Raw genomic sequence first — 24,270 nt, 5'->3', positions numbered from 1 at the left:
ACCACCTCGGACAGCGCGGCCGTGGTCGACGAGACCGGGGCCAGGCGCACGGTGATCGAACTGACCACGTCGTCCGGGACGTACCAGGTCAGTGGCGCAACCAGGTGGTGGCGGGAGGCGAACGGCATGAACGCGGACGCGGACAGGCCGACCACGATGCGGCGCCGGCCGCAGTAGGCGAGCGCGGTGACGTCGCCGAGGGTGGCGGTGTAGGTGTGGGGGTCGCCGGCCAGGGCGTGCAGTTGCAGCCGGGTGGCCGAGACGTCCTCGGGGTCGAAGACCTCCTCGAAGGCGATCAGCGGCCGCCCGAGCGGCCCGAAGGGTGCCGCCCGCCACCGGCGGTGCGCGGTGACGACGTCGAGCAGGTCGTCCGCTTCGATACCTGCGGCCCGCAGCTGGGGCGCTCGACGGCCGATCCGCCGCAGCACGGTCCTGATGTTCTCCAGGAACGCGCGCCGCACGGCGTGTTGCGGCAGGACCGCCTCCTGCGCGTCGGTCATCGGCGCGGCGGCCGCCTTCCGGGCGATCGCCCCGATGCCCTCCAGGTTCGTGGCGTTCAGGAGGTCGAACCCGTGCAGGTCGGTGATCTGCGACAGCTTTCGTTGGAGGGACGTCAGCGCGCCCATGTCGCCGATCCCCTCGACCTGTTCCCCGTCCTCGAACGGGTAGCGGGCGTCGAAGAGCCGGTCGACGGTGTGCATCTGCGCCTGTGTGGGCGCGGTGTCCCTCGGCAGATCGAACAGCAGGTGCGCCAGCCACGCGTCCCAGTGCCGCGGCATGACCCGCCGGGCCTTGCTGTAGCGGTGCGGGGTCAGGACACCGCGTGCCAGATGGAAGACGTAGGCGTCCGCGAGCCAGGTCAGGTGGGCCACCGCCGGGTGCAGGTTCGCGTGGGCGGACGGTGGCAGCATCCGGGCGCGGCTGCGGAAGCTCGTCGCGAACGTCTGCACCGGCCCCGGCCGGCGGCCGTCGAACCGCGCCAGGTCCACACCGCGGCCGCCCCGGTCGAACCCGGCGGATTGCAACGCGTCGATCTCGTCGACGAACACCGCATGGCTGCGCCGCAGCACCAGTTCGTCGATGGGGACACCGACGCGGTCCCCGTCGCGGCCCCGGACCGGGACGTGAAGGTTCCCGCTGTACAGGTTGTGGTGGCCGACGACCAGGATCGACGCGGTTGCGGCGGCACGGTGGTGCCGGAACTTCCCGCACACCGCGAACCACGGGCAGGACGCCGCCTCGCCGTCCGGGCCGGTCAGCTCGTTGCAGTGCTCACTGCCCGGATCCCAGGTGTCCACGGCCGTCTCCGTCGACGCGCACGCCGCGAGGGCGCAACTGTAGGAGAGTTCGTCGAACACCCACTGGCGATACGCGCTGTCCCCGGTGCCGCTGGCGGCGGCCTGCTCTGCGAACGCCTGCTGGCGCCGCGTCGACATCAGCGGCAGCACCATCCGCGCGGTGAGCGCGCCCCAGCCGTGCCGTTCCGCGTCGGGATGTCCGACGAGGATCCCTGCGTACCGGCGCAGCCGGTGGGCCGTGGCCATCACATCGCGGTTGCGGGGGACGACGATGGTCGCGACCAGGCCGCGCGCGGCGAACCACAAGGCGATCGGGTCCGCCAGTGCCTCGTTCTTCCCGATTCCGGTGGGGGCATTCATCAGCTGTGTCACACCGGCGCGCAGTTCCCAGACCGCACCGACCGGGGTGCCGTCGCGATGGCGAAGGTGGGTGCGGAACGCACGCACCGCGCGGACCCGGTGGACCTGCGCGGACGCGGAGTCCAACGCGGCGGTGATCGCCTCGACCTCGTCCCAGGGGATTTTGACATCGTCGAGTTCGGCGGGTTTGCCCAGCGACAGCGGGACGTACTGCTGGGCGGCGGCGAGGTCGATGCGGTAGGACGCGGTCACCTCGCGGCGCCGACCGGCCGGATCGTCCACCCACATGCCGGCGGTGAAGGTGCCGTTCAGGGCCGGGCGCAGCCTGCCAAGGTTCCTGCGTTCACGGCTGCGGGCGTTGTCGTCCAGGGCGTCGAGCAGCCCGTCGATCCGGCTCAGACGGTCGCGATGCGGGTGGACCACCACGCGTCGGTCACCCGCGCGCACGAACTCCGTGGCTCCGCCGGCAAGGACCTCCTCGACCACGGCCATGAAGGAGCCCTCGCCGGCCAACTCGCTGGGGCGGTGCCGGAGCAGCCGGACGACGCGGTCCCGCATCTCCTCGCCCAGCTGCGGCCACTGCGGCCACAGGTGATAGTGGCCCGACAGCAGGAAATGCGCGTCCGCGAGCGAGACCACCCGCCGCCACGACGCCTCCTCCGGCGTCGCCCGGTTCTCGAACAGCTCGGCCGCCAACAGCACCGCGGCGCGGACCGCCCACGGCGGCGCGAGCGGTTTCCCGCGCGTCATCGCGTACCCGCGGGGGCGCCCACCGCGCGCAGCGCATCGACACGTTCCTTCACACGGCGTTTGAACTGCTCGATCGTGCACACCGTGTACCGGCCGGCAGGAAGATGGTCGCGCAGCGCGGGAATCAACGCGCTGCGCCAGCGGGGCAGCAGCACGAAATCCGCGCGCGGAGGCCGAGCCACCACCGCGTCGATGTTCGCGATGTCCTTGACGTCCCCGGTCCACACCGACCCGTCGGCGAAGGTGACGGCCAGGTCAACCGCGTCCATGCCCTGCCACCACACCACCTCGACCCCGTCGAGGTCGTCCAGCCAGGCCAGCAGCGGCACCTCGGAGCGGCCCGGCACCGTGATGTGCCGCCACACCCCCCAACGCACGCACCACACCCGCTCGGCGCGGCGGGCCTTCGGTGGGCGCGGTGCGTTGAACAGAACCGGTGCGTTCCCCCGGCCGTCGGACGCGATCAGGAACCGTTGGCGGTGTTGTCGATACGGGCAGCGCACACTCAAGTGGTCGACCAGCATCGGATATCCGCACTCGGGGCATGGCCACCACCATCGAGCGTCACCGCGGATCACCACGCGGTCGTCCGGGATCGGCTCGTAGGCGTCCAGCCGTGCCGCACCGCGCCGCAGATACTCTTCCAGCAGCGCTTCCTCGGTTGCCGCGGCGACCTCGATGAGCATCCGTCGGCCGGCGACGTACCCGGCCTGATCACCCTCTGCCAAGCCTCGAAACGTGGTCCGCTCCACCTGCTCGGCGGTCTGCCAGGCCCACGACGGCAGCCACTCCCGGCCGCCGTCGAATCCGCCGGTGTCGTCGAACAGAGCCTGGACGTACTCCTGGCCGACGTCGAACGCCTCGTCCGACAAGGCGAGTCCGGCGCCGCCGTCGCCGACCAGGACGGCCAGGTCGCCGAGCTCCGGCGCGACGAGCGACCAGTCCAACGGCACCCAGTCCCGCAACCGCAGACGAAGACAAAGGCGGAACTCCGCCGGAGTGGCCGGGCCTTCACCCGGCGGAAGGCACCCGAGGACGACGCCGTGCATGCGCGCGAGCTCGCGCCACGACCGCGGATCGTCCGCGTTGAGAACCGCCACTCCGGCACGTAGCGCCGCAGTCACCACGCGCGTGGGGGCGGAACGCGTCCGCGCGGACACGTCGCTGAAAGAAATGCTGTTCAACTATTCCTCGGAATCCGCGTCCCGGCCATCGCCGTTGGGACGCCAGTCGAGGGCCCCGCAGGGCCGTCATCCGGTGTATCCACCCGGACCATAGGCAGCGAGGGGCGCCGTCGTTGCATGCGCACAAGCCGCTACACCCATCCGGCCCCACACGATCACCCGACCGGCGGCGCAGGCCAGCTTCGCCGGAGGACGGCCGCACTGCCTACCGCTGGGGAGTTCTCGCGGTCGTCTTCTTGGCGGTTGTCTGTTTCGCGGTGACTGCCTTCCGCGTGTCCTTTGCGGCGGTCCTCTTCGTGGCGGTCGTCTTCTCTGCCAGCTTGCGCTTCGCTGCGGGCGTCGCCTTCGTTGCGGCCCTCGGCTTGGCCGGCTTCGCGGATTCCTGCCTTGCGTGAACCCGTGCCACCGGTGCTCGTCTGCGGGTTGCCGGTGTCGGAGGGCTACCCGCCGACTTCAGCGTCCGAGTTTGGGCAACGGCCTTTCGGGATCCCGGTGTTCGAGCGCCGGGGGTCGGGAATCGGGCAGAGGGTGCAGAGGCCGGACGTCCGGATCCGACGGTGGCCCCTCATCTCCGGCTCCGTTCGTGGGTTCGGCGGGTGTCGCGCCGTCAATCGGGCCGGGCGGTCCGTGGGAGGTGAGGCTCAGGATGACTCGATGGACTCCGGTCGTCGTCCGTTCTCGTTTCCCCCCCGCCGAGGCGCCGACGACCCAGGCCAGAACTCCCAGTTGTGCGGTCTTCTCGCCGCTCTCGGTCGCGATGATCTCCAGTTCGGCCGTCACTGCGTCGAGGAAGAGCCCGTATCCCGCTTCCTCAGCTCTCGTCTCCGCGTCCACGAGGTCTTGTCCGAACGCCTCGAGAACGTCGGACAGGCCCAGAGTGGGCACGTTCGATGCCTTATTAGTGGCTACTAATACAGTTTGACCGTCGGGTGGCGCGAGCGCGCGGCAGCACGGTCTCCAGGGCGGGGCGACGTGGGCCGGTCGGGTCCGGGCCTGCTCCCCCGATGGAACCAGCAGATACCGCGCGGTCGTGCCTGGGGCGAGCGGACTGCGTTCGCCGATCGGATTCATGCAGCGTCTTGACGCTTACGTTCCGGGGTTCCTAGGGTGCGTTCAGTAGCCGCTCGGAAGTTGGTTCGCGATGCCCGGTGATCATGGTGGTCCGCCCGCTCCGATTCAGCCTCCGCAGCCGGATCCCAATCCGACGCCGGGTGATCCGTCCAAGGACGGCAGTACGCCCCCCGGGCCCGGTCAGCGGCGCAAGCCGTGACCGTCGTCGGTCCCGTTTCCCTGGCGGCCCTGTTGGAGGGCAAAGGCGTGTTGCCGCAGGGGTGGCAGCCGGTGTTCGAGCGGGTCGCGCGGGGGGAGTTCCTTCCCGATCGGGTCTGGCCCGAGGACGGCGACGTCGTCGTCGACCGCCGCCGTGATCCCGACGCGTGGCGGGCGGCGGTGTATTCGGATCGGGCGTTGGTGACCCAGTGGGACGACGGCCCGCATACGGGCGACGGCGCGGGGCGGTTGGCGACATCTTCGGCGTCGGCGCCCTCGACCGTCGCCGAGATGCTGTTCGACCTCGACGCCCAGACGGGCATGCGGGTGTTGGAGATCGGGACCGGGACCGGGTACAGCGCCGCGCTGTTGGCCGCGCGCGGCTGCGACGTCGTCTCGGTCGAGATCGACCCCGAACTCGCCGAGCAGGCCCGGGCGAACCTGGCACGGGCCGGATACGGCGACGCCGTCCGCGTCGTCACCGGCGACGGTGTTCTCGGACACCCCGACGCAGGTCCCTACGATCGGGTCCAGGTCACCGCCGGTGTGCGGCTCATCCCCGCGGCGTGGATCGAGCAGGCCAGGGCGGGCGCGGTAATCGTCATGCCCTGGGGAACGGACTACAGCACCGGGGACTGCGCGCTGCGCCTGGTCGTGGACGAGGACCGGCGTGGTGCGAGCGGGTCGTTCACGATGGCCACCGCGTTCATGAAACTCCGCCGCCAACGCCCCGACCGCCGGCACTACGGCGCAGCGGCGCTCCCCGACGACTGGACCGCCACCGCCGCCGCGTCCACGACCTCGCTCGGGTGGGGCGACGTGGTCGCCGGGCCGTTCGATCCCGTGGGTTTCGTCCTCGGGTTGTGCGTTCGCGACTGCCTTGCCCAGCCTGTTCCGGATGGACACGGCGGCGGGACGTTGTGGCTGTACGCCGCTGACACCGGCCTCGGGCACTCCACCGCCGCAGCCGGATTCGCCCCGGGGTGCACCCCCCACGTCCTGCAGAGCGGGCCGCGACGGTTGTGGGACGAGGTGGAGGCGGCGTGGTGCTGGTGGGACGGACAGGGACGCCCCACCGTTCACGACTTCGGCCTCACCGCCGGCGTCGACACGACCGGCGGAGCGGCCACCGTCGAGCAACAGGCGTGGTACCGCGACCGAAACCACCCGCTCGCCCCTGCGCGAACGGCCGTCGAGACGCGGTAGGCCCGACGGCATGCCTCCGGCGCGGGAGGCCGGGTGTCCGCGATGCTTGTACGGTTTGCGGGCCGCGACGGCCGGTTCGGGCGTGTCGCGTCCCCGGTGATGCTGCCGGACGGTATTGACGGTTCTACATGCGATATCTCATACCAGTCTGTGCCATCCGAGATGGCATACAGGAGCGATGACCTGCGGCGATCCCGACCGAGGGGAGTCCGATATAAATCGAACCCCCGAATGGACCCCCGATTGCGCCCCGTATTGCGGGGGGTAATGCCGATGATCTTGAGCGCGCGATCGTCACACGGTGTGACGTGGCAGCCGGGCGTGCCGCTTCTGTACCCCCGGATTCGGCCCTGTTCTCCCAAAGGGACGACGAAACGACAAGTAACGCTGCGTGACCGAGGTTGGTCAACCATGAGGCCGGAGCGGCTTTCTCGTCGTGCTCGCGGAGCATGCGCATGACGGTCGCCGGTGAGGGGTGGCGGCCCTTCTTCTTGCCGGTGGTGATGACAAGTCGGGCGGCGATGCCGCGCAGGCTCATCTCCTGGTCGCGCAAGCGCGGGGCCATGGACAACATGTGGTCGTCGGCGACGTTGGCCCCGCCGATGGTCTTGCGACGCGTCACGGCCCCGGTCGCGGTGTCAGGTCCGGTCAACATCCGTGTGGGGTTCGCGGGACTTGATCATGGGGGTGGTTGGACGATGGGGTCATGACGGCGTGGCGTAAGGCGTGTCTGGTGGCCGTGGCGGTTGTAGGTGTGGCGGCTTCGGTGGGGTTGATCGCCTTGGCCGTGGTCGCTGATCTGGCGACGGCGGTGGCGGTGGGCAGTGTGGTGGGGGCGGTGGCCGGTGTGGTGGCGGCGGTGGGAGCGGTGTGGGTGCTGCTCGCCCCGCCCACGACGGACCCCGTGCCTACGGTGTCGGTGTCCGCGTCGGGCGGGTCGAACGCGTCCGGTGGGGACATGCGCAACCCCCGTGCCGGCTATACCGGACCGAGTTCAAGCCCGGCTCCCGCTCCGGGGCCGGGTGTGTCCGCGTCGGGCGGATCGAACGCGTCGGGAGGCGGCATGACCGATCCGACCGCGCAGCACGGCCCGTGATCCGGTGGCGCCGCGGGAAGCGGCCTCCCGTCGAGCCCGAGCCCGGGTACGTCGCGGCGGCGGTGCCGAGTATTTCGGCGGATACCGGGTCCAACGCCGCTGGAGGACATCAGTACAACCCGGTCGCCATCCACGCCGAGATCGCGCTGCCTGCCGAAGCATACGCGCCCATCCCCCACGACGCCGCAGGGCGCGGTGTGGCGAACGTTCCCGCCACGCCCCTGTTCGTGGGCCGCGCCGGTGACCTGGAACGTCTGGACGCGGCATTCGCGGACGCCGGCGAGGTGATGGTGCACGCAGTGCACGGTCTGGGCGGGGTGGGTAAGTCCGCGCTCGCCGCGCACTGGGCCGGCCGGCGCGGCGAGGCGGTGCGGTGGTGGATCACCGCCGACACCCCGGCCGCCATCGACGCCGGCGTCGCCGCGCTCGCACGCGCTCTCCACCCCGGACTCACCACTCTGCCCGCCGAGTTGCAGACCGAACGCGGCGTCGCGTGGCTCGCCGCGCACTCCGGGTGGCTGCTCGTCTTGGACAACGTCGAGGACCCCGCCCACATCCGCCCCCTGCTGGACCGGACCGCCCACCGGAGCCGGGTTCTGGTCACCACCCGTCGCGCCACCGGCTGGTACCACCACGCCTCCACCCTGCGCCTGGACACCCTCGAACCCACCGACGCGATCGCTCTGTTCATCCGGATCCTCACCTACGACCGCCCACGCGACACCACCGGCGCGGACGCGGTGTGCGAGGAACTCGGGCACCTGGCTCTCGTGGTGGAGCAGGCCGCGGCGTTCTGCGCCGAGACAGGCACCAGTCCGACCGCGTACCTGGACATGCTCGCCACCGCGCCCGCCACGATGTTCGCCGCGACCGCCGAAGGCGGCGACGCCGCCCGCACCATCGCCCGGATCTGGCGCGTCACCCTCGACCGCCTCACCGACACGCCCCTGGCCGGGGACATCCTGCGGGTGCTGGCCTGGTATGCCCCCGACCACATCCCCCGCGACCTCCTCCACCCGTTGGCCGCACCACCCCAGCTCGCAGCCGCGATCGGCCGGCTGATCGCCTACAACATGGTCACCGGACACCACGACGGCACCCTCACCGTCCACCGCCTCACCCAGGCCCTCGCCCGCACCCCCGAGCCCCTCGACCCCCACCGCCGACCTGACCACATTGCACACGCCCGCGACGTCGCCGCCGAACTCCTCGCCGCCGCCTTCCCCACCGACGTCAGACACCCCGTGAACTGGCCCACCTGCCGAGCCCTCCTCCCCCACACCGACGCCCTCACCCGCCATCACACCCCGACCACGACACCCACCAAACCGCCCGCGCCCTCGAGCGCGCCGCCATCTACCAACGGGAGCAGGGCGCACTCGCCCCCGCCATCCACGCCCTCCAACGTGCCCTGACCACCCGCGAGCGCGTGTCGGGCGCCGGGCACCTCGACACGCTGCTCGCGCGCAACGACCTCGCGTACACGTGCCGGGAGGCGGGGGACCTGGGACAGGCGATCCCGCTGTACCAACGAAACCTCGCCGACTCCGAGCGAGAACTGGGTGTCGACCACCCCAACACGCTGATTTTCCGGGCCAACCTTGGGGGCGCGTACCGGGAGGCGGGAGACCTGGGGCGAGCGATACCGCTCATCGAACACGCCCTCGCCGATTTCGAACGGGTACTGGGCGCCGATCATCCCGAGACGCTGATCGCCCGCAACTACCTCGCGGCGGCGTACCGGTCGGCCGGGGACCCGGGGCGAGCGATACCGCTCAACGAACACGCCCTCGCCGATCTCGAACGGGTACTGGGCGCCGATCACCCCGAGACGCTGACCGCCCGCAACAACCTCGCGGCGGCGTACCAGTCGGCCGGGGACCCGGGGCGAGCGATACCGCTGTACGAACGCACCCTCGCGGAGCGCGAGCGGGTGCTGGGCACCGACCACCCGAACACGCTGGTTTCCCGCAACAACCTCGCGTACGCGTACCAGGGGGCGGGGGACCTGGGCCGGGCGATCGCGCTGAACGAACACGCCCTGGCGGAATGTGAGCGGGTGCTGGGCGTCGACCACCCTGACACGCTGACCGCCCGCAACAACCTCGCGATCGCGTACTACAACGCAGGTGACCCGAGGGCCACCCCATTGCACGAGCAGACCCAGATCGATCGGCTGCGGGTACTGGGCGCCGACCACCCTGACACGCTGGGTGCCCGCAACAACCTCGCAGCGGCGTACGAGGCGGCGGGAGACCTGGGACGGGCGATCCGGCTGTACCGAGACACCCTCGCCGATTCCGAGCGGGTGCTCGGCCCCGGCCATCCATTGACCGCGACGGTGCGGGTGAACCTGGAAAGAGCGCTGTCTAGGTGAGGGTGCCGTTAACGAACGGGGATCCAGCCGACAGGTAAGCAGGCGTGATCTTCCGGCCGTTGGGCTGCGTGATGTCGCTGTGAATCGATGTCAGCTCACCGTGCCCGAGAGTGGCGCGGCGGGCGGCGACGGCGTCAAGGGCGGTGTGACGGTGGCTGCCGGCGGTGGTGGCGCGGAAGGTCGCGGCGCGAGGACCGGCGGCGGTGGCGGCCCCGGTCTCGACTGCTACGGGGCGCGGGCGCGAAGGCGCGGTCGGGGTGCGTGGGAGACGGCGTTCGCCGCGGCCGTCGCCTACCGCGAGCGCGAAGGACACCTCGAAGTGCCCCGCGCACGTGGAGACCGTGACGACGGAGGCGGCGGCCGGGCCCGAGGACGGCGCGGGCGAGGGCGATGCCGCCGTCGGGGTCGAGGTGCGGCTCGGTAAGTGGGTCAACAACCAACGCGCCCGACGCGAATCGCTGACCAAGGAACGGGTGCGGCTGCTCACCGAACTCGGCATGCGCTGGTGAACGGGCCCGGTCAGAGCGGAACCAGGCGGACGACGGTCACCAACAGGAGGGCCTTGGAGCTTCCTGGCGGATCATGACGTCGCCCACGGCCGTGTCGCTGCAGTCGTAGACGGGCCGCGCGGGGAGGTTCCGCGCGTACGGGGTCGCGGGCCACCGCCGCCATGCCCCGCTCGGAACTCACCCGTCGGGCTGGGTCCGGATGGGGCCTACACATCGCTCGATGACGAAGTCAGCCGAAAGGGGCGACGACCTGGACGACGGTGACGACCACGACGTTCGGGCTCACCTCGTAGGTGAGGATGGCGTTCGCGAGGGTGACGTCGCGGCGGTCGCGATTGCCGCGCACCGACGAGGAGCCGTTGCCGTATGGGTCGGAGCCGAGAGCGCTGTCGGCGGCGCTCTTGATCTGCCGCTGGCGTGTGGCGGGGAGTTTGGCGATGTTGTTCTCGGCGCTGTCGGTGAACTGCACGCGATAGCGGGCCACGATGTCTCCTACACAGTGGGAGGGCCGGTCACCGGATTGCCGTCGGGGTCGACGACGCCGGTGTAATCGCCCCGGCGGACGCGTTCGAGGGCTTCCTCGGCCTCCTCGTGGGCCTCGGGCGGCAGCGCCCAGTCCAGGACCACGCGCCGCACGAGGTGCTCCAGGGGCGTGTCGTACACGACCTTGTCGAACTCCTCACGCCGCTCCTCGGGCAACGCCGCGCGGATACCGCCCAGCGTCCCCGGCAGCGTGACGACTTCCCCCCGCACGACGTGCGTCCAATCCGAATCCGCCATGACACCCAGCCTGCCGGCACGAGAGCGAAGATCGGTAGACGGCGCGGCGGAGCGTCGATTCGGACACCTCGAAGCACCTCCACGCCCTCGACGTCTAGGGCCTCGACCGCTGACGCACCAACGATCGTCCTGGCCGACTTCCGTAACCTCCGCCTGCTTCGTGCCGGGCGTGTCTTCAGGCGGAAGTGTCAAGGGGGTGACACGGTGCCGTCCGGTTCCAAGCTGGAGCGCGAGTGCCTGACCTTCGACGCCGGATTCGCCTACGTGACCCAGACGTTCACCGGCGACGGCGGCACCGTCGCCACCACCACCCTGAACACCCCGTTCTCCTCGCCCGTCACCGCCACCCACACCCGAGCCCGCGGCCTGCCCCCACTCACCGTCCGCCGCACCGCCACCGAGTGACAGTCGAAACGATCACACACGTCCACACCCCGACCAGCACACAAACACCCACAGCACGCATCAACCCGACTGACGACCAAACACCGCCACCACGACGCACACTCACAACAGCGATCACTCGGGAGGCCACTTTCGGATCCGCTCGCGAGCCACTCGGCGACATGTGGTGCACGACTTGGGCCACGGCCATACATGGATCAATCGTGGCCGCCAATGGTGTCTGTAGGTCAGGACCAATTCTGCCGCCAACCCGCACAGCGTCGTAGCACCGCAGAGCGCATGTTCCACCATGGCTGCCCCGGAAGAAGGATCGGCCAGCACCGAAGCAGTCCATCTGTGGCTAATCGGAGCCAATGGGAGACGACGGAGTTCGCCTCCATTGAGGCACTCATACATGGCATCGCAGAAATCACAGTCGATGACAAGGAGCACTGGCTTTCCATCAAGACCAATCGGAGGTCCAACTACGGGTAGAGGCATGTTGCAAATCTCACACAGAGACACTTGGAGCTTTCCATTCACGAGTTTCAGTCCCTCCGGTCACACGTACACCGCTGTCACTGCCGCGATGGAAACGGCCCCAGACATGCCGCCCAATGGCAATTTCCCATATTTGGCTCCAACAGGTTGCGTAGCGAGGTCGGCCTGCTCACCGCCCTACCGAGCCCACCACGACCGCCACGTCCTGACCAGTACCGTCGACGTCCTCGGCGTCGCCCACTGGCTGCTCACCGAACGTGCTCCGCAGCCCGCCGGCGATCTGCCGCCCTTCGACGCGCTGGTCGTCTCCGTTCACCCGGGCGGCAACGTCGAACTCACCGAGCTGAGCGCCGTGCGAGCCCGTTGGCCACGCCTGGACCGCCTGCCCGACGGCGGATTCGTCGTTGCCGCGCCCCGCGCCCGCCGATACAAGAACGCGAACCAGGTCCGAGTCTTCGACGCGCTCGGCCGCGAGGTGTCGTCCTTCTCCGTCGGGGACGCCATCGAACACCTGCTCGTCGACGAGGACGGCCACATCCGGGTCGGTCACTTCGACGAGAACCCGGCCGGAATCCGTCGCTGGAGCGCCACCGGCCGGCTCGCCTGGACGTCGGACGGCGCCCGCATCCCCGGCCTCTTCGACTGCTACGCCCTGAACGTGTCGGGCACCACCGCCTGGGCGTGCCCGTACACGGACTTCCCGCTCGTCGAGATACACCCCGACCGGCCTGTGAGGGTGTGGGCGAACCGCGTACGGGGTGCCAACGCGGTGGCCGTCCACGGCGACCGGGTGGTTTTCTACGGCGGCTACGGCGAGAAGCGGGACCGACTCGCCCACGGAGAGCTCACCGAAACATCCGTCGATCAGACGGGCGTCGGTGTGCTCACGCTGCCCGACGGTCCCGCCCCCGGCCGCCGGCGGGTCGTCGGTCGAGCGAGCAGGATCCACGTCCAGGCCGAGCCGTTCACCCGCGTGGGGCGTGTTCGACATCGGCGGCTGATCCCCGGCGGCCGGACCCGACGACGGCGCGGTGGAGGGCGGCTTTGGCCTCGAGCGCGGGCGGCGGGCGCGGAAGGCTCGGGCGTGGAGCAGGGCGGCGAGTTGTTCGGGGTTGTCCGGTCGGACAGGTGCGCGGTGTCCAGGCGGCGGCCGTCTGGATGGTGTGTGTCGGCGGATCCGGCGGCCGGTCGGCGGGATGCCCTGTCGGTGGGGCACCGGCGATTAGAGTGTGGCCGTCGGATCGTCGTGAGGGAGGGGTGTGGGGTGACTGCCGAGCCCGAGTATTCGACTCCGGTGATCGCGCGGCCGGAGGGCACGATCGAGGGCGTGCGTGCGGCGATCGCGTTGTTGGCGCCGCACTGGCTTCCCGAGATGGACCGGTCCCAGCGCGAGGCGACCGCGAAGGCGTTGGAGGTCAACCGGCTCGACCCGTTGCGGGGCTGGTTGCGGCACTGGGCGGCGATCGCGGAGATCGAGCGTCACCCGGACCTGGCGTTCCGCTACCACCACGCCGAGCAGGTCGACACCGTCAGCGACGATCCCCGGGTGCGGGCCCGCGGTGTTCGGGTCGCCGGCGAGTTGTTGCGGGCCGCCTACGCCGCGGTGGGCGTGTGAGCTGGGGCTGGGAGTACGAACCCGACCAGGCGAGCGTGGTGGGCGGGGCACCGGAGGCCTTCGTCGCCCTGGTCGAGACCGCGGTCGCGGAGATCGTCCGCGCGGCCGAGGCCCTGTATCTCGACGGAACGCTGTACGAGGGGCCCAATCCCCGCGCGGCGACCGCCTACGTCGACGACGGCATGTTCGTGTACCTGATCGTGGTACGCAGCGAACGCGTCTACGTCCTGCAGACGACACACCTCCCCGCCCACTGACACCTGCACGTCCGAATCCGCACTTTGGGTGACTCGTTTGTAGTCGGGCAGGGCGGCGGACAGCATCCGGTCCACGCCATGGTCGAGGTTCTCGATGATGCCCTTCTGGTGAGGGCGGGAGGGCGGGAGGGCAGTGATGTCGGCGTCCAGTGCGGTGAGTGCGGTGGTCACGGCGCGGGAGAGGAAGTCTTGGTCGCGGTCGAAGCGCACGTGTTCGGGCAGGCCGCCGAACGGGCCGTAGGGGTCGGTCGGTGCGCACGATCGCGGAACGCAACGCGGCCGGGACCGAGGCACGTGTGGGAACGCCGGGCGTGACGGCGATGCCGGTGATCGCGTTGGTCGCGCAGTTGATGAACCAGGTGACGTAGGGGTGGACGTGGTCGCCGTCGGCGGATACACGCAGCGGGGCCTGGACGTGGTCGGCCTCCCAGGTGTGGTTGCGCCAGGTTCGGGGGCACTTGGCGAACACGTCCAGCCACCGGTCGGCTTCCGGGTCTCTTGCGGTGGCCGACCCGCTCCCCCGCAGTCAGATCCCGGCGGGGCGCGCGCAGGAACGTCGACAGCGACGGCACCGGAGCACCCAGGACCGGCGCGGCGAACTCCCCACCGGGCGCAGCGCGGCGCTGGACGCCCTGGTCGACGGCGAGGAATGGCACCCGCCGCATTGGCCGGTGGCGTGGCAGCGGCACCTGACCCACGCGGCCGACTACCTGACCGAGCGGGCCGGGCGGGGCGAGGGCGGGCGGTTGGACGACGTGGGCCTGGACGTGGTTCACCGTGGGACGTCGATCGGTCGGTGGGTGGCTCGGCAGCGGTCCGGGTGGGACGGGTTGAACGCGGCGCAGCGCGAGCAGCTGCTTGCGCTCGGGTTGACCCCGCCCGCGCTGGCCGACACCGCCGGCTCGGCCGAGGCCGGGGCGGTGGCGGTGCCGGACGGGCCTCGGCCGAAGCGCACGCGTGAGCAGGCGTGGGCGATCACGGTGGGTGCGGCGGCGGCGTACCGGGCCCGGGTCGGGCACCTCGAAGTGCCGCGCGCCCACGTGGAGACCGTGGTGGCGTTCGACGGGTGGCCCGAGGACGTCCGGCTGGGCGTGTGGATCACCACCACCAGGAGCAGGAAGGCGAAACTCTCGGAGCAGCGGATCGCCGAGCTGGACGCGCTGGGCATGCGCTGGACATGAGGTCTGTGGTCGATGTTCGGGCCCGGTGGTCCGGTGTTCGTGATTCGAGAACGCGAGGCTGCGACCGTGGTGGTCGGGGCCTCGCGTTCTCGAATGGCGGGCCTGTGGGGCGGGTCGGTTCGCCGGCGGTTCGGAGTGGGTGTCAGGCGCCGCCGTCCTCGATGTCGGAGATGAGCTTGGTGCTCAGGTCGCTCTGTACGGCGAGGCGGGTGTGTCCGGCGTCGGGGCCGGTGCCCCAGGTGAGGGTGACGGTGGTGAACAGGTGCCCGGCGCCCGAGTCGTGGTAGCGCACCTCCCATCGGGTGGGGACGTCCCGGGCGCGTAGTACGCCGTCGGCGTTGTTGGCCTCTTCCCAGGCGGCCAGGCGTTGGTGCAGATCCTCGGTGAGGTAGTGGGCGCGCAACTGGCTGCCGAGGTCGTCGGTGCCGTCGTCGATGGCGTCGATGTAGGCGCCGTAGAAGTCGGCGACCCGGTCCACGGCCGAATCCGGGCCGCCCTCGCGGACCGGCGTGTTCGTCTGGACGTCGGTCATGACCTTTTTCCCCTTTGCTCGTGAGGCGGCCGGCGCGAGCCGTCGCCGCCCGGCCACACCACCCAACGAGAACCCCACCCCGCAGGCAACGCCCATCCCGCGGCCCGGCCCTCGGCCGGACCGCGGGACACCTCACGGCCCGCGCGCCCACGGAGACACCGGTCGGCCAGTGTGCGGTCTCCGCAGGCATCACACGTCCGCAGTGGCCGCAGGTCGTGTCGGCGGGCATCGAGTGGTTCGACTCTCGATCGCGGGCCGAATTCGCCGAGTCGTTCGCCGTCGTCACCGAGCATCCGCGCCACAACAAGTCGAAGACCGGGGAGGCGGCCGGCCGCTGGTTCCGCCATCGTTGGCTGGAGGAACGCCTCGCCGGCGGGCCCGGTCCGGGGCCGGACGCGGGCGCGGGGGCGTGGAGGGCGTGGGACGAGGCCACCGCCGAGATCTGCGGCCACGAGGTGCCGTTCGAGTTGTGGTGGAGCCCGCACCCGCCGTGCGGCCGCCTTGCGGCGCAGCGGGCCGAGGCGGCACGTGCGCACGGTCCGACGATTCGAGAACACATCGTGTGGCCGCTGCGGGTCGAGGAGTTGGTACGCCTGACCCTCCATTTTCACGGCCACTGCGAGCGTTGCCGGGAGCCGTACCCTTGCGGTGGTCCGCTCGGCCGCCGCGCGCTTCGCGAACGACCCGCAGTACGCGCCGCTGTGGGACCCGCCGGCATTGCCGTGAACGCCATGGCGGTTCGGGGTGCCGCGCGGCGGTGGGCCGGGTGTCGTGCGGCGACCGACCGGGATCGTGGTCGGGTGTTCAGGTGGGCGGCGGGGGCCGGGGTGGGCAGGTGGTGGCGGCGGCCGGTGTCGGGATCGCCTTCCCAGACGTACTGCTCGTGTTCGGTGAGGGTGATGCCGTGGTCCCAGCGGCTGACGCTGCCGTGCGCGACCCATGCGTCCCAGGCGGTCTCGAACGCGTCGAACAGGCGTCGTGGGCCGCCCTGTTCGGTGCGGGCGCCGCCGTCGGGCAGCGTGGTGACCACGGCCCAGGACGCGACGCCGTCGTGGATCCAGGCGTTGACGCCGTCCCGATCGGTGTCGGTGGTGTAGACGACGTCGGGCAGCGTCATCCGCAGCGCCCACATCAGGTTCGCGTCGGTGTGCAGCGGGGTGATGTCGCGGTCGACGGGACGAACGTGGTCGGGAGCGCGGCCGTTGCGCACGTGCGTGTAGGAGTGGACGGTGACCGCGGGGGCGGGGGTGGCTCGGTCGGTCATGAACTGGGCCAGGCCGTGCATCCAGCCGCGGGCCGAGTGGTGGTCGTCGGCGACGGTCGCCGCGAAGTGGCCCATAACCTCGGGTCACAAGACACCGACCGACCGAGGCAGCTCAGCGCAGGTCGCATGGCGTCAACATCGGTGACTGAACGTCGGCTTCGGAACGCCCGCCGCTGCACGGATCAAGTCGTGTTCGGACTTCACGTTCCCGTGTCCTCATCCCTCTACCTGGTGTGGTGCGGCCTGCAGTGGCTGCGACGACTCGGTAGGGGGTCCGATGGACGCGCCGATGCTGGTCACGGCTGTCATGGTCATTTTCGGGAACGTGTGCGCGTTGGCGGGGTTGTGGTTGCGTCTGCGCTGGCGGGCCACACTCGACCAGGAGCGGCGAGCCTATGTGGTCGGTGTCGTGCGGCAGATCGCGCCGGGAACGCGGCTGGACATGGACGACCAGTACGCCAACGGCCACAGGGTCCGTGTCACGCTCATACGGCAGCCGGAGCCGCGTGACCACGCCGGGACCGGAAGGTGACGCCGGGAGCGGGGCCGGGCCAGGCGACCACGAGTCAGGTCTGCACGTCCGCGCGTAGACGCTTCCGCAGAGCGGCGGCGGACGTTCCCGCCAGCCACACGCGCAGGTCCGGGGAGCCCGCATCCGCCATGACGACACTGCCGGCGGCGATGTCCGCGAGAATCGCGCGGTCGGCATGGCCGAACCCGAGCGCAACGATCTCGGCCTGCTGCCTGTCGCGCAGTTGCTTGGCCAGCAGCCGCCACGCGACGTCCTCGGGCGCGAGCCGGCCGGACTGATCGGTGGGCCGGCCGTCGGAGATGAAGAGGACGAACGGTCGGCCGAACCGCATCATCCCGCGGCCTCGCAGGTCTGCCACGTCGCGGGTGACCGTGTCTCGCAACATCTCGAACGCAGCCTGGTAGTTCGTCACACCGGCTGCTGTCAGGGCCGGGACCGCCGTCAGACGGTCGAGCCTGGTGAGCGGGAGGACAAGGCGGCTCTCGCTCCCGAATCCGATGACCGCAACCATGACCACGTCGGTGCCCGAGACCTCGGCCGCAACGACGTCGAGGAAGTCGGCAATCGCCGCATTCAGGTCGGCAATCGGCTCGCCTGCCATGGAGGCGGACGTGTCGCACACCAGGTACAGCGGCCACACGCGCTTCGGCTTCCGGAACCGCGGGCTCTCTTGCGTGCTGCTGGCACGCCCGGCCTGGTCGAGTACCGTCCCCAGTCCCGCGTCCGGATCCACAACCCGGCGCAGCGCCCGGTCGAGGTCGGCGTCCGCATCGCCCAGCAGCCGGTCGAGTTCGTCGTCCGCGTTTTGTTCGTGGCCGCTCATGTCGTCCCGCCTTCGTCGAGTAGCGATTCTCTCAGTCGGCGCCTGGCCAGGGCCAGGCTTGCGCGCACCGCTGCGGGGTTCGTCGGTGCGTCGGGGTTGGCCTCGCTGAGAATCCGTGCGATCTCGCCGGGCTTGTAGCCGTCGAACGTCCACGCCATCACCTCCGCCTGGCGTCGGGGCAGCCGGGTCAGGCAGTCGTAGACCTGCCGCGTCTCCTCTTTGAGATCCCACTGCGCCGTGAAGTCCGGCTGTTCGCCTGATTGCGCGCGCAACGCGCGTTGGAAATCCTCACGCGGACGCCTGCGTTGGGCATCGAATTCCCGCAGGACCGTGGTGCGGATCCATGTGGAAGGATCCTTGATCCGGTCCCATCGCTCGAGTGCTTTGACGAAGCCGGCCTGCACCGCGTCCCAGGCATCACCCCACTCGGCGCCTCGGGCTTTGCGGACGAACAGCAGGATGCGGCGGTGGTCGCGGCGGTAGAACTCCTCGAAACCCGAAGGAACCCCCGGTGTCCCCGCCACGAGTGCGCCCCCTGTTCGTGTGCGTATCGACGCCTAGGAGTCTTCCGTACACACGGTCCAGCCGCAGGGAAAAACCGCATGGAATCGCTCCTTCGCAGACGGCTATACCGGGCGAAACATGGGGGATCCGGAAAACGGGACCGGTGCAGGCGCAGTGTGTCGCCCAGCGGGCAACTTGACAGGGCGCCGATGCGCCCCTCACGGGCGAAGCCGGGCCCGCACTCCACCGGCCGGGAATCGGCGCGTCCACCGCCGGGCAACAACTCCGCTGCCGAGGCCGGTCGCCCGATCCCGTCCGTCCGGTTGCCGTTCACGCCCGGTGACTGCGCGAAGTCCTCGCGAACCATACGTCCGTCGGCCTCCGCCACACCCAGGTGAACGACCTCTGCGGCCGGTTTTCGTAGCGTCAAGGCGCAGCGGAGATGGTCGGGGGTTCGGCGAAGCGCAACCTCGTCCGCCGGCTGGTGGAGATCCTCCTCCTCACGCCGCCTACGTCGTGGCGGTGGAGAAGGCGTTGGGCGACCTCGTTACCGGTCCGGGTGTCATCGCCCACCGCACGCGGAGATGGGGGCCTCATGATCGCGAACTGACCCTCCTGGAGGCCCGAATCGACATCTCCGACCCGGCCCCCGGCAAGCCCCGGCGCCTGCTGATCTGGGACCAGGTGTCCCTGTGGCGATGTGGAACGGCGGACGCCCGCAGGCACGTTGCCCGCCCTCACGACCTCCTGTCCGTCGCGGTCCCGGCGCCCGAGCGGATCGCCTTCGCCGTGCGAACGCTGCTGACGGGACTGCCCGTCGGATCGTCCCGCGCGGACGACACACCCCTCCCGTCGACCATCGCCCTGTCCCACGACCTGCGGGACGCCATCGCCGACGGCGACCTCGAACACGACCCCGCGGCACGCCTGGCCACCTACGCCGCAACGCCACGCCCCGGCGCCATCGGGCCCGACGGTTCGGCCTCGACCTCCCCCACGACGACGTCGTGAACGGCCCGCTCCTCGCGGCCGGACCGCACGAAGGACTCTCCGAGCCCTCGCACCTCGAATTCGGATCGTCGGTCGCTCGGGTCGCTCCGCACAGCTCGGAGGCGGGTGGCGTCCGTGGCGGCTGGTTGAATGCGCTCCCATGACGGACTGGTCGCGGCTGCATGACTTCGAAGGCTCGGCGGACGACATCCCCGTGCTGCTGTTCGCGAAGCTCGCGCCGCACAATCGGGAGCGGGCCTGGCGTGCCCTGCACGGCAGGCTGTGTCGGGACGAGAGCGTGTGCCCCGCGAGCCTGGCCGCGTTGCCCCTGTTGTGGGAGGTCGCCGTCGGCGGCTCCAGGGAGGATCGGGGCGCGGCGGTGTTCCTGGCCGGTGAGATCGTCTCGGCGGGACGGCGGATCCGCTGCTACGACCGGGTGTTGGATTCGCACGCCGCGCGGGTCGCGGAGATGGCGGTCGTCGCGGACGCGCATCTCGCCGACCACGCGCACCAGGCGCACTACGTCCATCTGCTGTGCGGCTTGCTCGCGCTCCAGGGGCATCTCGCCTGGGCCTGGGGGCTCGACGACCTCACCGACGCGTTCCTGGCCGTCCACTGCCCGCACTGCGGCGCCGACGTCACCATCGCGGTGGGTGATTACGGCGACTACTCCGCGATCCGGGACTGGCATCGAGGAGACATCGACCGCCGGCCCCTGCGACCGACCGTGCCCGGGGAGATGGCACCGCCGGGTGCGCGGCTGCACGCGATCGCGGTCCGCGACGGGCAGGCCTCGCTCGCCCGCGGTCTGCCGTACGTCTTCGGCACTGCACAATGCCCGCCCTGCGGACGCGCGTTCGCGATCGCCCCCGCGTTCGAGAAACGAGTCCAATCCGACGGCACGCCCAAGCTCCCGGGCACATGAACGCCCCGGCCGCGCCCGGAGACCGTCGGCTCCGGCCGCGGCCCACCGCGGTTCGGGCGCGGGACGTCAGAAGCACGGCTCCGGCGCAGGGCCGGGCCAGGTGTCGGGGTCGAGCATCTGCCACAGAGTGTGGGACAAGCCGTCGACGCCCAGGTCGTCGACCTGCGTCAGCCACGGCGTCGGGGACAACAGTCGGTGGAGTTCGGGGGTGACGCTCTCCTCGATCATCGTGCGCAGGGTGTCGGGGACGGGGTCCTCGACCAGGCACAGCCACCCCAACGCGGCGCACACCCGCACCTCCGGGGGAGCGGTCGTGTCCGACCACAGGGCGTGGGTGAACGCGGCCGTGCCTCAAGCGGGTGTTCCCGGGCCAGTTGCGCAATCGCCAGGACCAGGCCCGCGCGCACGCGGGCGTCCTGCTCGACGTCGAGGCGGGTGTGCAGGGCGGTGGCGATCTCCCGGGCCCGGTCGGAGGCGGCGGCCAGGACGTAGGCGGCCATCTCGCGTACCCGCAGGTCCGGGTCGTCCAGCAGTGCAATCGGGATGTGCGCGTCCGCAGCGATCGCGTTACGCGCCGCGCGGATCACCCGGTTCTGTACGGAGCCGTCCACGCCGTAACGCACGTCGTCGTCCGCGTACGCGACCCGCAGCAGGCCGGCCCTGGTTCCGTCGTCCCAGAAGTTCCGGCGTGCCACCAACGCGCACATCTCCAATCCCGAGGATCGATCGTGTGTGAACGGGTCTGCCGCGATGCGCAGCAGGAACGGCACCGCCAACGCCCCCACCGGGAAACGACATCCCTCGCAGTACATGGCGTACCCCAACGCCTGCCTCGCCTCGCGTGCCGTGGCGGGATCGGCGGAGCGCATCCGCTCCAACTCCCCGGGCACGTCGGGCTCGTCGGCGAACCGGGCGAACGGCACCCGCTCGTAGCGGAAACCCTCCCGAACGTCGAGGGACATCCCCGCCACCACCATCCACACGTCCCCGTCCGTCCCCTCCCACCCCTGCGACCCGTACTCCTCCCCCGACGCCTCCCCAGCGCTCCACGCCTCGTGCAACGCCTCGGCGTCCATACCCTCGCCCATCCCCCGCCCCTCCCCGTATCCCCTCACCGGGTGGCAACACGTCGATCTACGACACGCCGTCACGCACCCCGCCCGCCTCGGAGCGGCCACGCCGCCGCGCCGGACACCGGCGCGCGCAGCGTAGCCGGCCCCACCGACACCCCGTGCTTCCCGCGAGGCGGCGTCGCCGAGGGTGCACCGGGACACGTCGTGGGCGGTCGCCGGGCGAGTTCGCGCTCGCGGTCGACGGTGGTCTCGTGGCGTGGTTCGCCGGATGCTCCGCACTCTCGTTCGCGCCGGACTTCCGGCGCCGAGCCCGGCCGGCAGGCTGTGTCGGGACGAGAGCGTGTGCCCCGCGAGCTTCGCGGCGTTGCCCCTGTGGGAAGCCGCCGTCGACGGAGCCCCCGAGGATCGGGGCACGGCGGTGTTCCCGGCCGGTGAGATCGTCTCGGTGGGACGCCGCTACCGCGAATACGACTCGGCGCTGGAGCCGCACGCCGCGCGGACCGCGGAGACGGCGGTCGTGGCGGACGCGCATCTCCCCGGCCAGGCGCACGACACGCACTACGTCCACCGGTTGCGCGGCATGCTCGCGCTCGAGGGGCGCCTGGCCTGGGCGTGGGGGCTCGACGCGACCTCGCCGACGCGTTCCTCGCCGTCCGCTGCCCCCGCTGCGGCGCCGACGTCACCATCGCAGTGGGCGAGCACGGCAATCCCGTGATCCGAAACCGGCACTGCGCAGACATCGACCGCCGTCCCCTGCACCCGACCCGCCCGAGAGATGACACCACCGAGGGCGCGGTCGCACGCGATCGCGATCCGCGCCTCACGCGGGCCGGGAAACCGGAACTCGCCCGGGTGGGGCTCCCGGGGGCACCGATACGCTGGCGCGATGACCGGGTTCGACGACACCGACCGACGGCAACTCGCCCTGTTGTTGCACGAGTACGCCGAACACGGGTCGACCGCTCTGGCGAGGCTCGGACTTCGCTGTTTGCCGCCGGTGCTCACTCGGTGGGCTCGTTAGCCTGGGGTCATGGGGCGTAGTTACACCGATTCGACGATCAAGCTGTTGTTCGGCGGCGCGCAGTCTTGCGCGTATCCCGGCTGTGGGCACTCCTTGATTCTGTGGGAGCGCGGTCGTCCGACACCGGTCGTGCAGATCGCGCACATTCGTTCGGAGAAGCCGGGCGGCCCCCGCCATGATCCCCTCTACGAGGGCGACATCAACGGTTTCGAGAACCTCCTCCTGCTGTGTGGAGTGCACCATCCCATCGTGGACGGTCACGAGTCGGTCTATCCCGTCGAGGAGTTGGAGGAGTGGAAGGAGGCTCAGAACGCCCAGGAGGGGCAGCAGTTGACGTCCGAGGACATCGCGTTGATCCGGCGGCTGTTGACGCGCGAGAGCGGCCCCGAGATCGACGACGTCGTCTGCCTCGAAGTCGTCGGCGAGGTGCCCGTGTTCGACCTGGGGGCGGACTTCCTGCGTACGTGGCTCGAACAGCGAAGGCGCGAGGCGCTGGCCTCCCTGGAGACCTGGGAGGCGCGGCGGGCCCGGCACAGTGAGGGGTTCGACGCGTCGGCGCTCCCCGCGGTGGATGCGGTGGTGGCCGAATCGGGTGCGGACGCGAGGACGCTTGAGGAGGGGGCGGAGTTGGACGCCCGGGAACGCGCCGGGGAGACGTTGACGGCGGAGGAACTCCGCTACGTCGCCGAGTTGCGCGCGATCGGCGAGCGCGTGCGCCGGACGTACGTGTCCCTGGCGTTCACCACGACGGATCCCGACCCGCGTTCCCCCGACCAGTATCGTGCCGAGGTCGAGGCACACCTCGCCGACTGCCGGGAGAGGTTCGTACGCGAGGCCCACGCGCTGCTCGCCTCCGCGCCGCCGTTGCGGTTTCGACTGGTGAACACGGGCAAGCACTACGTCGAGGGTGTCCAGGTCGTGGTCACCGTCGCGAAGGACGGGACCGTGGTCGCTCTCCCTGCCGATGCGCCGCCGGTGGCGGCGTTTCCCGACCCGCCGCGCGCCTACGGCCCGCGGCGCAGGAATCTGTTGCCGTCGCCCGTTCCGGAGTGGGTGACGCAAGGAAACGCGACGTGGTCGCCGCGCGACCTCGGAGCCCTGGCATACCGCTTCCCCGATCCGCGTGTCCCCGAGATCGACGAGCACGACGGCGATGTCGAGATCGTCTTCTCCCCCGTGTCCGTGCGCGCGTTCGACGCCGTCGATCTCGAGCCGGTGACGATCGCCGCGCGGGCACCCGCTCCACGCTCCCTCCCCTTGCGCTGGCGCGCCACGGGCACCAACATGCCCGGCCGGGCGAGCGGCACCATCGACGTGGACACGGCTTCGCTGCCGAGCGCGTCGCTCGCCGAACGGCTGCTACCCACCGAATCACCCCAAGTCGAGGCCTGAGACCGTCCCTGTGCCCACGGGTCGGTGCACCAGGCGGGAGCCCCCTCGGTGGTGCGGCCGTGCGTCGACGTCCCGCCCCCGACTCCAGGCGTCCATCATGGCCCGCTTCCGGCCCGAAACCGAAGAAGCCCGGTGCCCGAGTCGTACGCCCCCGCCGGCTTCGGGGAGGAGGAGAACGTGTGGCCCATCGTTCGCGGCGACGACGTGGACAGGCCGGCGCGAAACCGGGACCCGGAGTCTCAAAAGGGCGGGTCGTCCGCGAACCCCTGGGGGCCTCCCCACAGATCGGGGAACGTCGGGGGTTCGACGAGGTCGAACATCTGGTTCAGGGTGTGCGCCAGTCCGGCGCCGAAGTAGGGATCCACCTGCCGTAGCCAGGGCACCTCGGCCATCACGAGGCCGAGTTCGTGCGTGACCAGCTCGTCCAGGACGGTGCGCAGGTCTCGG

General features: G+C 70.8%; 28 protein-coding genes. 15 read left to right on the top strand and 13 right to left on the bottom strand.

Going from position 1 to position 24,270, the window contains the following annotated elements; translation table 11 throughout:
* The 3 genes from B4N89_RS47435 to B4N89_RS47425 form a co-directional block, all read right to left on the bottom strand.
* Nucleotides 1-2,408, bottom strand: a 2,408-nt coding sequence (locus B4N89_RS47435) for a hypothetical protein (RefSeq protein ID WP_078982919.1), incomplete at its 3' end; no start/stop codon positions are given.
* Nucleotides 2,405-3,532, bottom strand: coding sequence for a hypothetical protein (locus B4N89_RS47430; protein WP_268812627.1), 1,128 nt, complete (start codon nucleotides 3,530-3,532; stop codon nucleotides 2,405-2,407). The genes B4N89_RS47430 and B4N89_RS47435, both read right to left, overlap by 4 nt.
* Nucleotides 3,533-4,045: 513 nt before the next feature.
* The gene (locus B4N89_RS47425; protein ID WP_078982917.1) at nucleotides 4,046-4,477 is read right to left on the bottom strand and encodes a trypco2 family protein; all 432 of its coding nucleotides are present in this window, start codon (nucleotides 4,475-4,477) and stop codon (nucleotides 4,046-4,048) included.
* A 381-nt stretch (nucleotides 4,478-4,858) separates the two neighbouring features.
* Between B4N89_RS47425 and B4N89_RS47420 the strand changes: the two genes are divergently transcribed.
* The 5 genes from B4N89_RS47420 (at nucleotide 4,859) to B4N89_RS52490 (ending at nucleotide 10,049) form a co-directional block, all read left to right on the top strand.
* Entirely contained in the window at nucleotides 4,859-6,067 is a 1,209-nt protein-coding gene (locus tag B4N89_RS47420) for a methyltransferase domain-containing protein (RefSeq protein WP_078982916.1), read from the top strand.
* A gap of 706 nt (nucleotides 6,068-6,773) precedes the next feature.
* Nucleotides 6,774-7,163 carry a hypothetical protein gene (locus B4N89_RS47410; protein ID WP_143658527.1) on the top strand — a complete coding sequence of 130 codons (390 nt, stop codon included), beginning with the start codon at nucleotides 6,774-6,776 and terminating at the stop codon, nucleotides 7,161-7,163.
* 197 nt (nucleotides 7,164-7,360) lie between these two features.
* Nucleotides 7,361-8,578, top strand: a complete 1,218-nt coding sequence (locus tag B4N89_RS52495; protein ID WP_235619415.1) for an ATP-binding protein — start codon at nucleotides 7,361-7,363, stop codon at nucleotides 8,576-8,578.
* The gene (locus tag B4N89_RS47405; protein ID WP_235619416.1) at nucleotides 8,518-9,540 is read left to right on the top strand and encodes a tetratricopeptide repeat protein; all 1,023 of its coding nucleotides are present in this window, start codon (nucleotides 8,518-8,520) and stop codon (nucleotides 9,538-9,540) included. Before B4N89_RS52495 ends, B4N89_RS47405 begins: the two co-directional genes overlap by 61 nt.
* Before the next feature lie 341 nt (nucleotides 9,541-9,881).
* Nucleotides 9,882-10,049 (top strand): helicase associated domain-containing protein, encoded by a 168-nt coding sequence (locus B4N89_RS52490; protein WP_235619414.1) that lies wholly within the window; start codon nucleotides 9,882-9,884, stop codon nucleotides 10,047-10,049.
* Nucleotides 10,050-10,278: 229 nt separating this feature from the next.
* On the opposite strand, the gene B4N89_RS47395 is transcribed toward B4N89_RS52490, so the two are convergent.
* Entirely contained in the window at nucleotides 10,279-10,533 is a 255-nt protein-coding gene (locus B4N89_RS47395) for a type II toxin-antitoxin system RelE family toxin (RefSeq protein ID WP_078982911.1), read from the bottom strand.
* Between the two features lie 8 nt (nucleotides 10,534-10,541).
* Nucleotides 10,542-10,829: a hypothetical protein gene (locus B4N89_RS47390; RefSeq protein WP_078982910.1), complete on the bottom strand. Its 288-nt coding sequence runs from the start codon at nucleotides 10,827-10,829 to the stop codon at nucleotides 10,542-10,544.
* A 204-nt stretch (nucleotides 10,830-11,033) separates the two neighbouring features.
* Here B4N89_RS47390 and B4N89_RS47385 point away from each other — a divergent pair, with 204 nt between their 5' ends.
* Entirely contained in the window at nucleotides 11,034-11,234 is a 201-nt protein-coding gene (locus B4N89_RS47385; RefSeq protein ID WP_078982909.1) for a hypothetical protein, read from the top strand.
* A gap of 649 nt (nucleotides 11,235-11,883) precedes the next feature.
* On the opposite strand, the gene B4N89_RS50575 is transcribed toward B4N89_RS47385, so the two are convergent.
* Nucleotides 11,884-12,705, bottom strand: coding sequence for a hypothetical protein (locus B4N89_RS50575; RefSeq protein WP_161501092.1), 822 nt, complete (start codon nucleotides 12,703-12,705; stop codon nucleotides 11,884-11,886).
* A 273-nt stretch (nucleotides 12,706-12,978) separates the two neighbouring features.
* Here B4N89_RS50575 and B4N89_RS47375 point away from each other — a divergent pair, with 273 nt between their 5' ends.
* From B4N89_RS47375 to B4N89_RS47365, 3 genes are all read left to right on the top strand, one after another.
* Nucleotides 12,979-13,329: a hypothetical protein gene (locus B4N89_RS47375; protein ID WP_143658525.1), complete on the top strand. Its 351-nt coding sequence runs from the start codon at nucleotides 12,979-12,981 to the stop codon at nucleotides 13,327-13,329.
* Nucleotides 13,326-13,586 (top strand): hypothetical protein, encoded by a 261-nt coding sequence (locus B4N89_RS47370; protein ID WP_078982907.1) that lies wholly within the window; start codon nucleotides 13,326-13,328, stop codon nucleotides 13,584-13,586. Before B4N89_RS47375 ends, B4N89_RS47370 begins: the two co-directional genes overlap by 4 nt.
* 503 nt (nucleotides 13,587-14,089) lie before the next feature.
* Nucleotides 14,090-14,767 (top strand): helicase associated domain-containing protein, encoded by a 678-nt coding sequence (locus B4N89_RS47365; protein ID WP_078982906.1) that lies wholly within the window; start codon nucleotides 14,090-14,092, stop codon nucleotides 14,765-14,767.
* Between the two features lie 142 nt (nucleotides 14,768-14,909).
* Here B4N89_RS47365 and B4N89_RS47360 read toward each other — a convergent pair whose 3' ends face one another.
* Both B4N89_RS47360 and B4N89_RS47355 read right to left on the bottom strand, forming a co-directional pair.
* Nucleotides 14,910-15,299, bottom strand: a complete 390-nt coding sequence (locus B4N89_RS47360) for a hypothetical protein (RefSeq protein WP_078982905.1) — start codon at nucleotides 15,297-15,299, stop codon at nucleotides 14,910-14,912.
* Nucleotides 15,300-15,906: 607 nt separating this feature from the next.
* On the bottom strand, nucleotides 15,907-16,638 hold the full coding sequence (locus B4N89_RS47355) for a hypothetical protein (RefSeq protein WP_078982904.1): 732 nt from the start codon (nucleotides 16,636-16,638) through the stop codon (nucleotides 15,907-15,909).
* Between the two features lie 232 nt (nucleotides 16,639-16,870).
* Here B4N89_RS47355 and B4N89_RS47350 point away from each other — a divergent pair, with 232 nt between their 5' ends.
* The gene (locus B4N89_RS47350) at nucleotides 16,871-17,095 is read left to right on the top strand and encodes a hypothetical protein (RefSeq protein WP_143658523.1); all 225 of its coding nucleotides are present in this window, start codon (nucleotides 16,871-16,873) and stop codon (nucleotides 17,093-17,095) included.
* A gap of 34 nt (nucleotides 17,096-17,129) precedes the next feature.
* On the opposite strand, the gene B4N89_RS47345 is transcribed toward B4N89_RS47350, so the two are convergent.
* A complete protein-coding gene (locus B4N89_RS47345; protein ID WP_078982902.1) occupies nucleotides 17,130-17,918 on the bottom strand; it encodes a vWA domain-containing protein in 789 nt (262 codons plus the stop codon).
* Complete coding sequence (locus tag B4N89_RS47340) at nucleotides 17,915-18,442, bottom strand: RNA polymerase sigma factor (protein ID WP_078982901.1); 528 nt, start codon at nucleotides 18,440-18,442, stop codon at nucleotides 17,915-17,917. Before B4N89_RS47340 ends, B4N89_RS47345 begins: the two co-directional genes overlap by 4 nt.
* Before the next feature lie 502 nt (nucleotides 18,443-18,944).
* Between B4N89_RS47340 and B4N89_RS47335 the strand changes: the two genes are divergently transcribed.
* Nucleotides 18,945-19,433, top strand: a complete 489-nt coding sequence (locus B4N89_RS47335) for a hypothetical protein (protein ID WP_143658521.1) — start codon at nucleotides 18,945-18,947, stop codon at nucleotides 19,431-19,433.
* Nucleotides 19,434-19,572: 139 nt separating this feature from the next.
* Nucleotides 19,573-20,337: a hypothetical protein gene (locus B4N89_RS47330; RefSeq protein WP_078982899.1), complete on the top strand. Its 765-nt coding sequence runs from the start codon at nucleotides 19,573-19,575 to the stop codon at nucleotides 20,335-20,337.
* Nucleotides 20,338-20,403: 66 nt separating this feature from the next.
* On the opposite strand, the gene B4N89_RS50570 is transcribed toward B4N89_RS47330, so the two are convergent.
* Nucleotides 20,404-20,565, bottom strand: a complete 162-nt coding sequence (locus B4N89_RS50570; protein WP_161501091.1) for a hypothetical protein — start codon at nucleotides 20,563-20,565, stop codon at nucleotides 20,404-20,406.
* Nucleotides 20,562-21,425 (bottom strand): hypothetical protein, encoded by an 864-nt coding sequence (locus B4N89_RS47325; protein WP_143658519.1) that lies wholly within the window; start codon nucleotides 21,423-21,425, stop codon nucleotides 20,562-20,564. The genes B4N89_RS50570 and B4N89_RS47325 overlap by 4 nt, the downstream gene beginning before the upstream one ends.
* 253 nt (nucleotides 21,426-21,678) lie before the next feature.
* Here B4N89_RS47325 and B4N89_RS47320 point away from each other — a divergent pair, with 253 nt between their 5' ends.
* The 3 genes from B4N89_RS47320 to B4N89_RS47315 all read left to right on the top strand — a co-directional run bounded on the left by B4N89_RS47320 (nucleotide 21,679) and on the right by B4N89_RS47315 (nucleotide 23,823).
* A complete protein-coding gene (locus tag B4N89_RS47320; protein WP_078982897.1) occupies nucleotides 21,679-22,125 on the top strand; it encodes a hypothetical protein in 447 nt (148 codons plus the stop codon).
* 171 nt (nucleotides 22,126-22,296) lie between these two features.
* On the top strand, nucleotides 22,297-22,431 hold the full coding sequence (locus B4N89_RS52935; protein ID WP_268812626.1) for a hypothetical protein: 135 nt from the start codon (nucleotides 22,297-22,299) through the stop codon (nucleotides 22,429-22,431).
* A gap of 9 nt (nucleotides 22,432-22,440) precedes the next feature.
* A complete protein-coding gene (locus B4N89_RS47315; RefSeq protein ID WP_078982896.1) occupies nucleotides 22,441-23,823 on the top strand; it encodes a hypothetical protein in 1,383 nt (460 codons plus the stop codon).
* Nucleotides 23,824-24,062: 239 nt separating this feature from the next.
* On the opposite strand, the gene B4N89_RS50565 is transcribed toward B4N89_RS47315, so the two are convergent.
* The coding region (locus tag B4N89_RS50565; protein ID WP_414646494.1) for a hypothetical protein at nucleotides 24,063-24,270 on the bottom strand (208 nt) is incomplete at its 5' end.

Source organism: Embleya scabrispora (assembly GCF_002024165.1).
GTDB lineage: Bacteria > Actinomycetota > Actinomycetes > Streptomycetales > Streptomycetaceae > Embleya > Embleya scabrispora_A.
The sequence above is the reverse complement of the archived record's forward strand: the minus strand, read 5'-3'. Positions and strand labels throughout refer to the sequence as shown.

Bases quoted from the DNA above. Each gene is read 5' to 3' on its own strand.
- B4N89_RS47410 (WP_143658527.1), top strand. From the start codon at position 6,774: ATGACGGCGTGGCGTAAGGCGTGTCTGGTGGCCGTGGCGGTTGTAGGT.
- B4N89_RS47390 (WP_078982910.1), bottom strand. From the start codon at position 10,829: ATGGCGGATTCGGATTGGACGCACGTCGTGCGGGGGGAAGTCGTCACG.
- B4N89_RS50575 (WP_161501092.1), bottom strand. From the start codon at position 12,705: ATGTCGAACACGCCCCACGCGGGTGAACGGCTCGGCCTGGACGTGGAT.
- B4N89_RS47360 (WP_078982905.1), bottom strand. From the start codon at position 15,299: ATGACCGACGTCCAGACGAACACGCCGGTCCGCGAGGGCGGCCCGGAT.
- B4N89_RS47355 (WP_078982904.1), bottom strand. From the start codon at position 16,638: ATGGGCCACTTCGCGGCGACCGTCGCCGACGACCACCACTCGGCCCGC.
- B4N89_RS47350 (WP_143658523.1), top strand. From the start codon at position 16,871: ATGGTCATTTTCGGGAACGTGTGCGCGTTGGCGGGGTTGTGGTTGCGT.
- B4N89_RS47345 (WP_078982902.1), bottom strand. From the start codon at position 17,918: ATGAGCGGCCACGAACAAAACGCGGACGACGAACTCGACCGGCTGCTG.
- B4N89_RS47330 (WP_078982899.1), top strand. From the start codon at position 19,573: ATGACGGACTGGTCGCGGCTGCATGACTTCGAAGGCTCGGCGGACGAC.
- B4N89_RS50570 (WP_161501091.1), bottom strand. From the start codon at position 20,565: ATGATCGAGGAGAGCGTCACCCCCGAACTCCACCGACTGTTGTCCCCG.
- B4N89_RS47325 (WP_143658519.1), bottom strand. From the start codon at position 21,425: ATGGGCGAGGGTATGGACGCCGAGGCGTTGCACGAGGCGTGGAGCGCT.
- B4N89_RS47320 (WP_078982897.1), top strand. From the start codon at position 21,679: ATGCTCCGCACTCTCGTTCGCGCCGGACTTCCGGCGCCGAGCCCGGCC.
- B4N89_RS52935 (WP_268812626.1), top strand. From the start codon at position 22,297: ATGACCGGGTTCGACGACACCGACCGACGGCAACTCGCCCTGTTGTTG.
- B4N89_RS47315 (WP_078982896.1), top strand. From the start codon at position 22,441: ATGGGGCGTAGTTACACCGATTCGACGATCAAGCTGTTGTTCGGCGGC.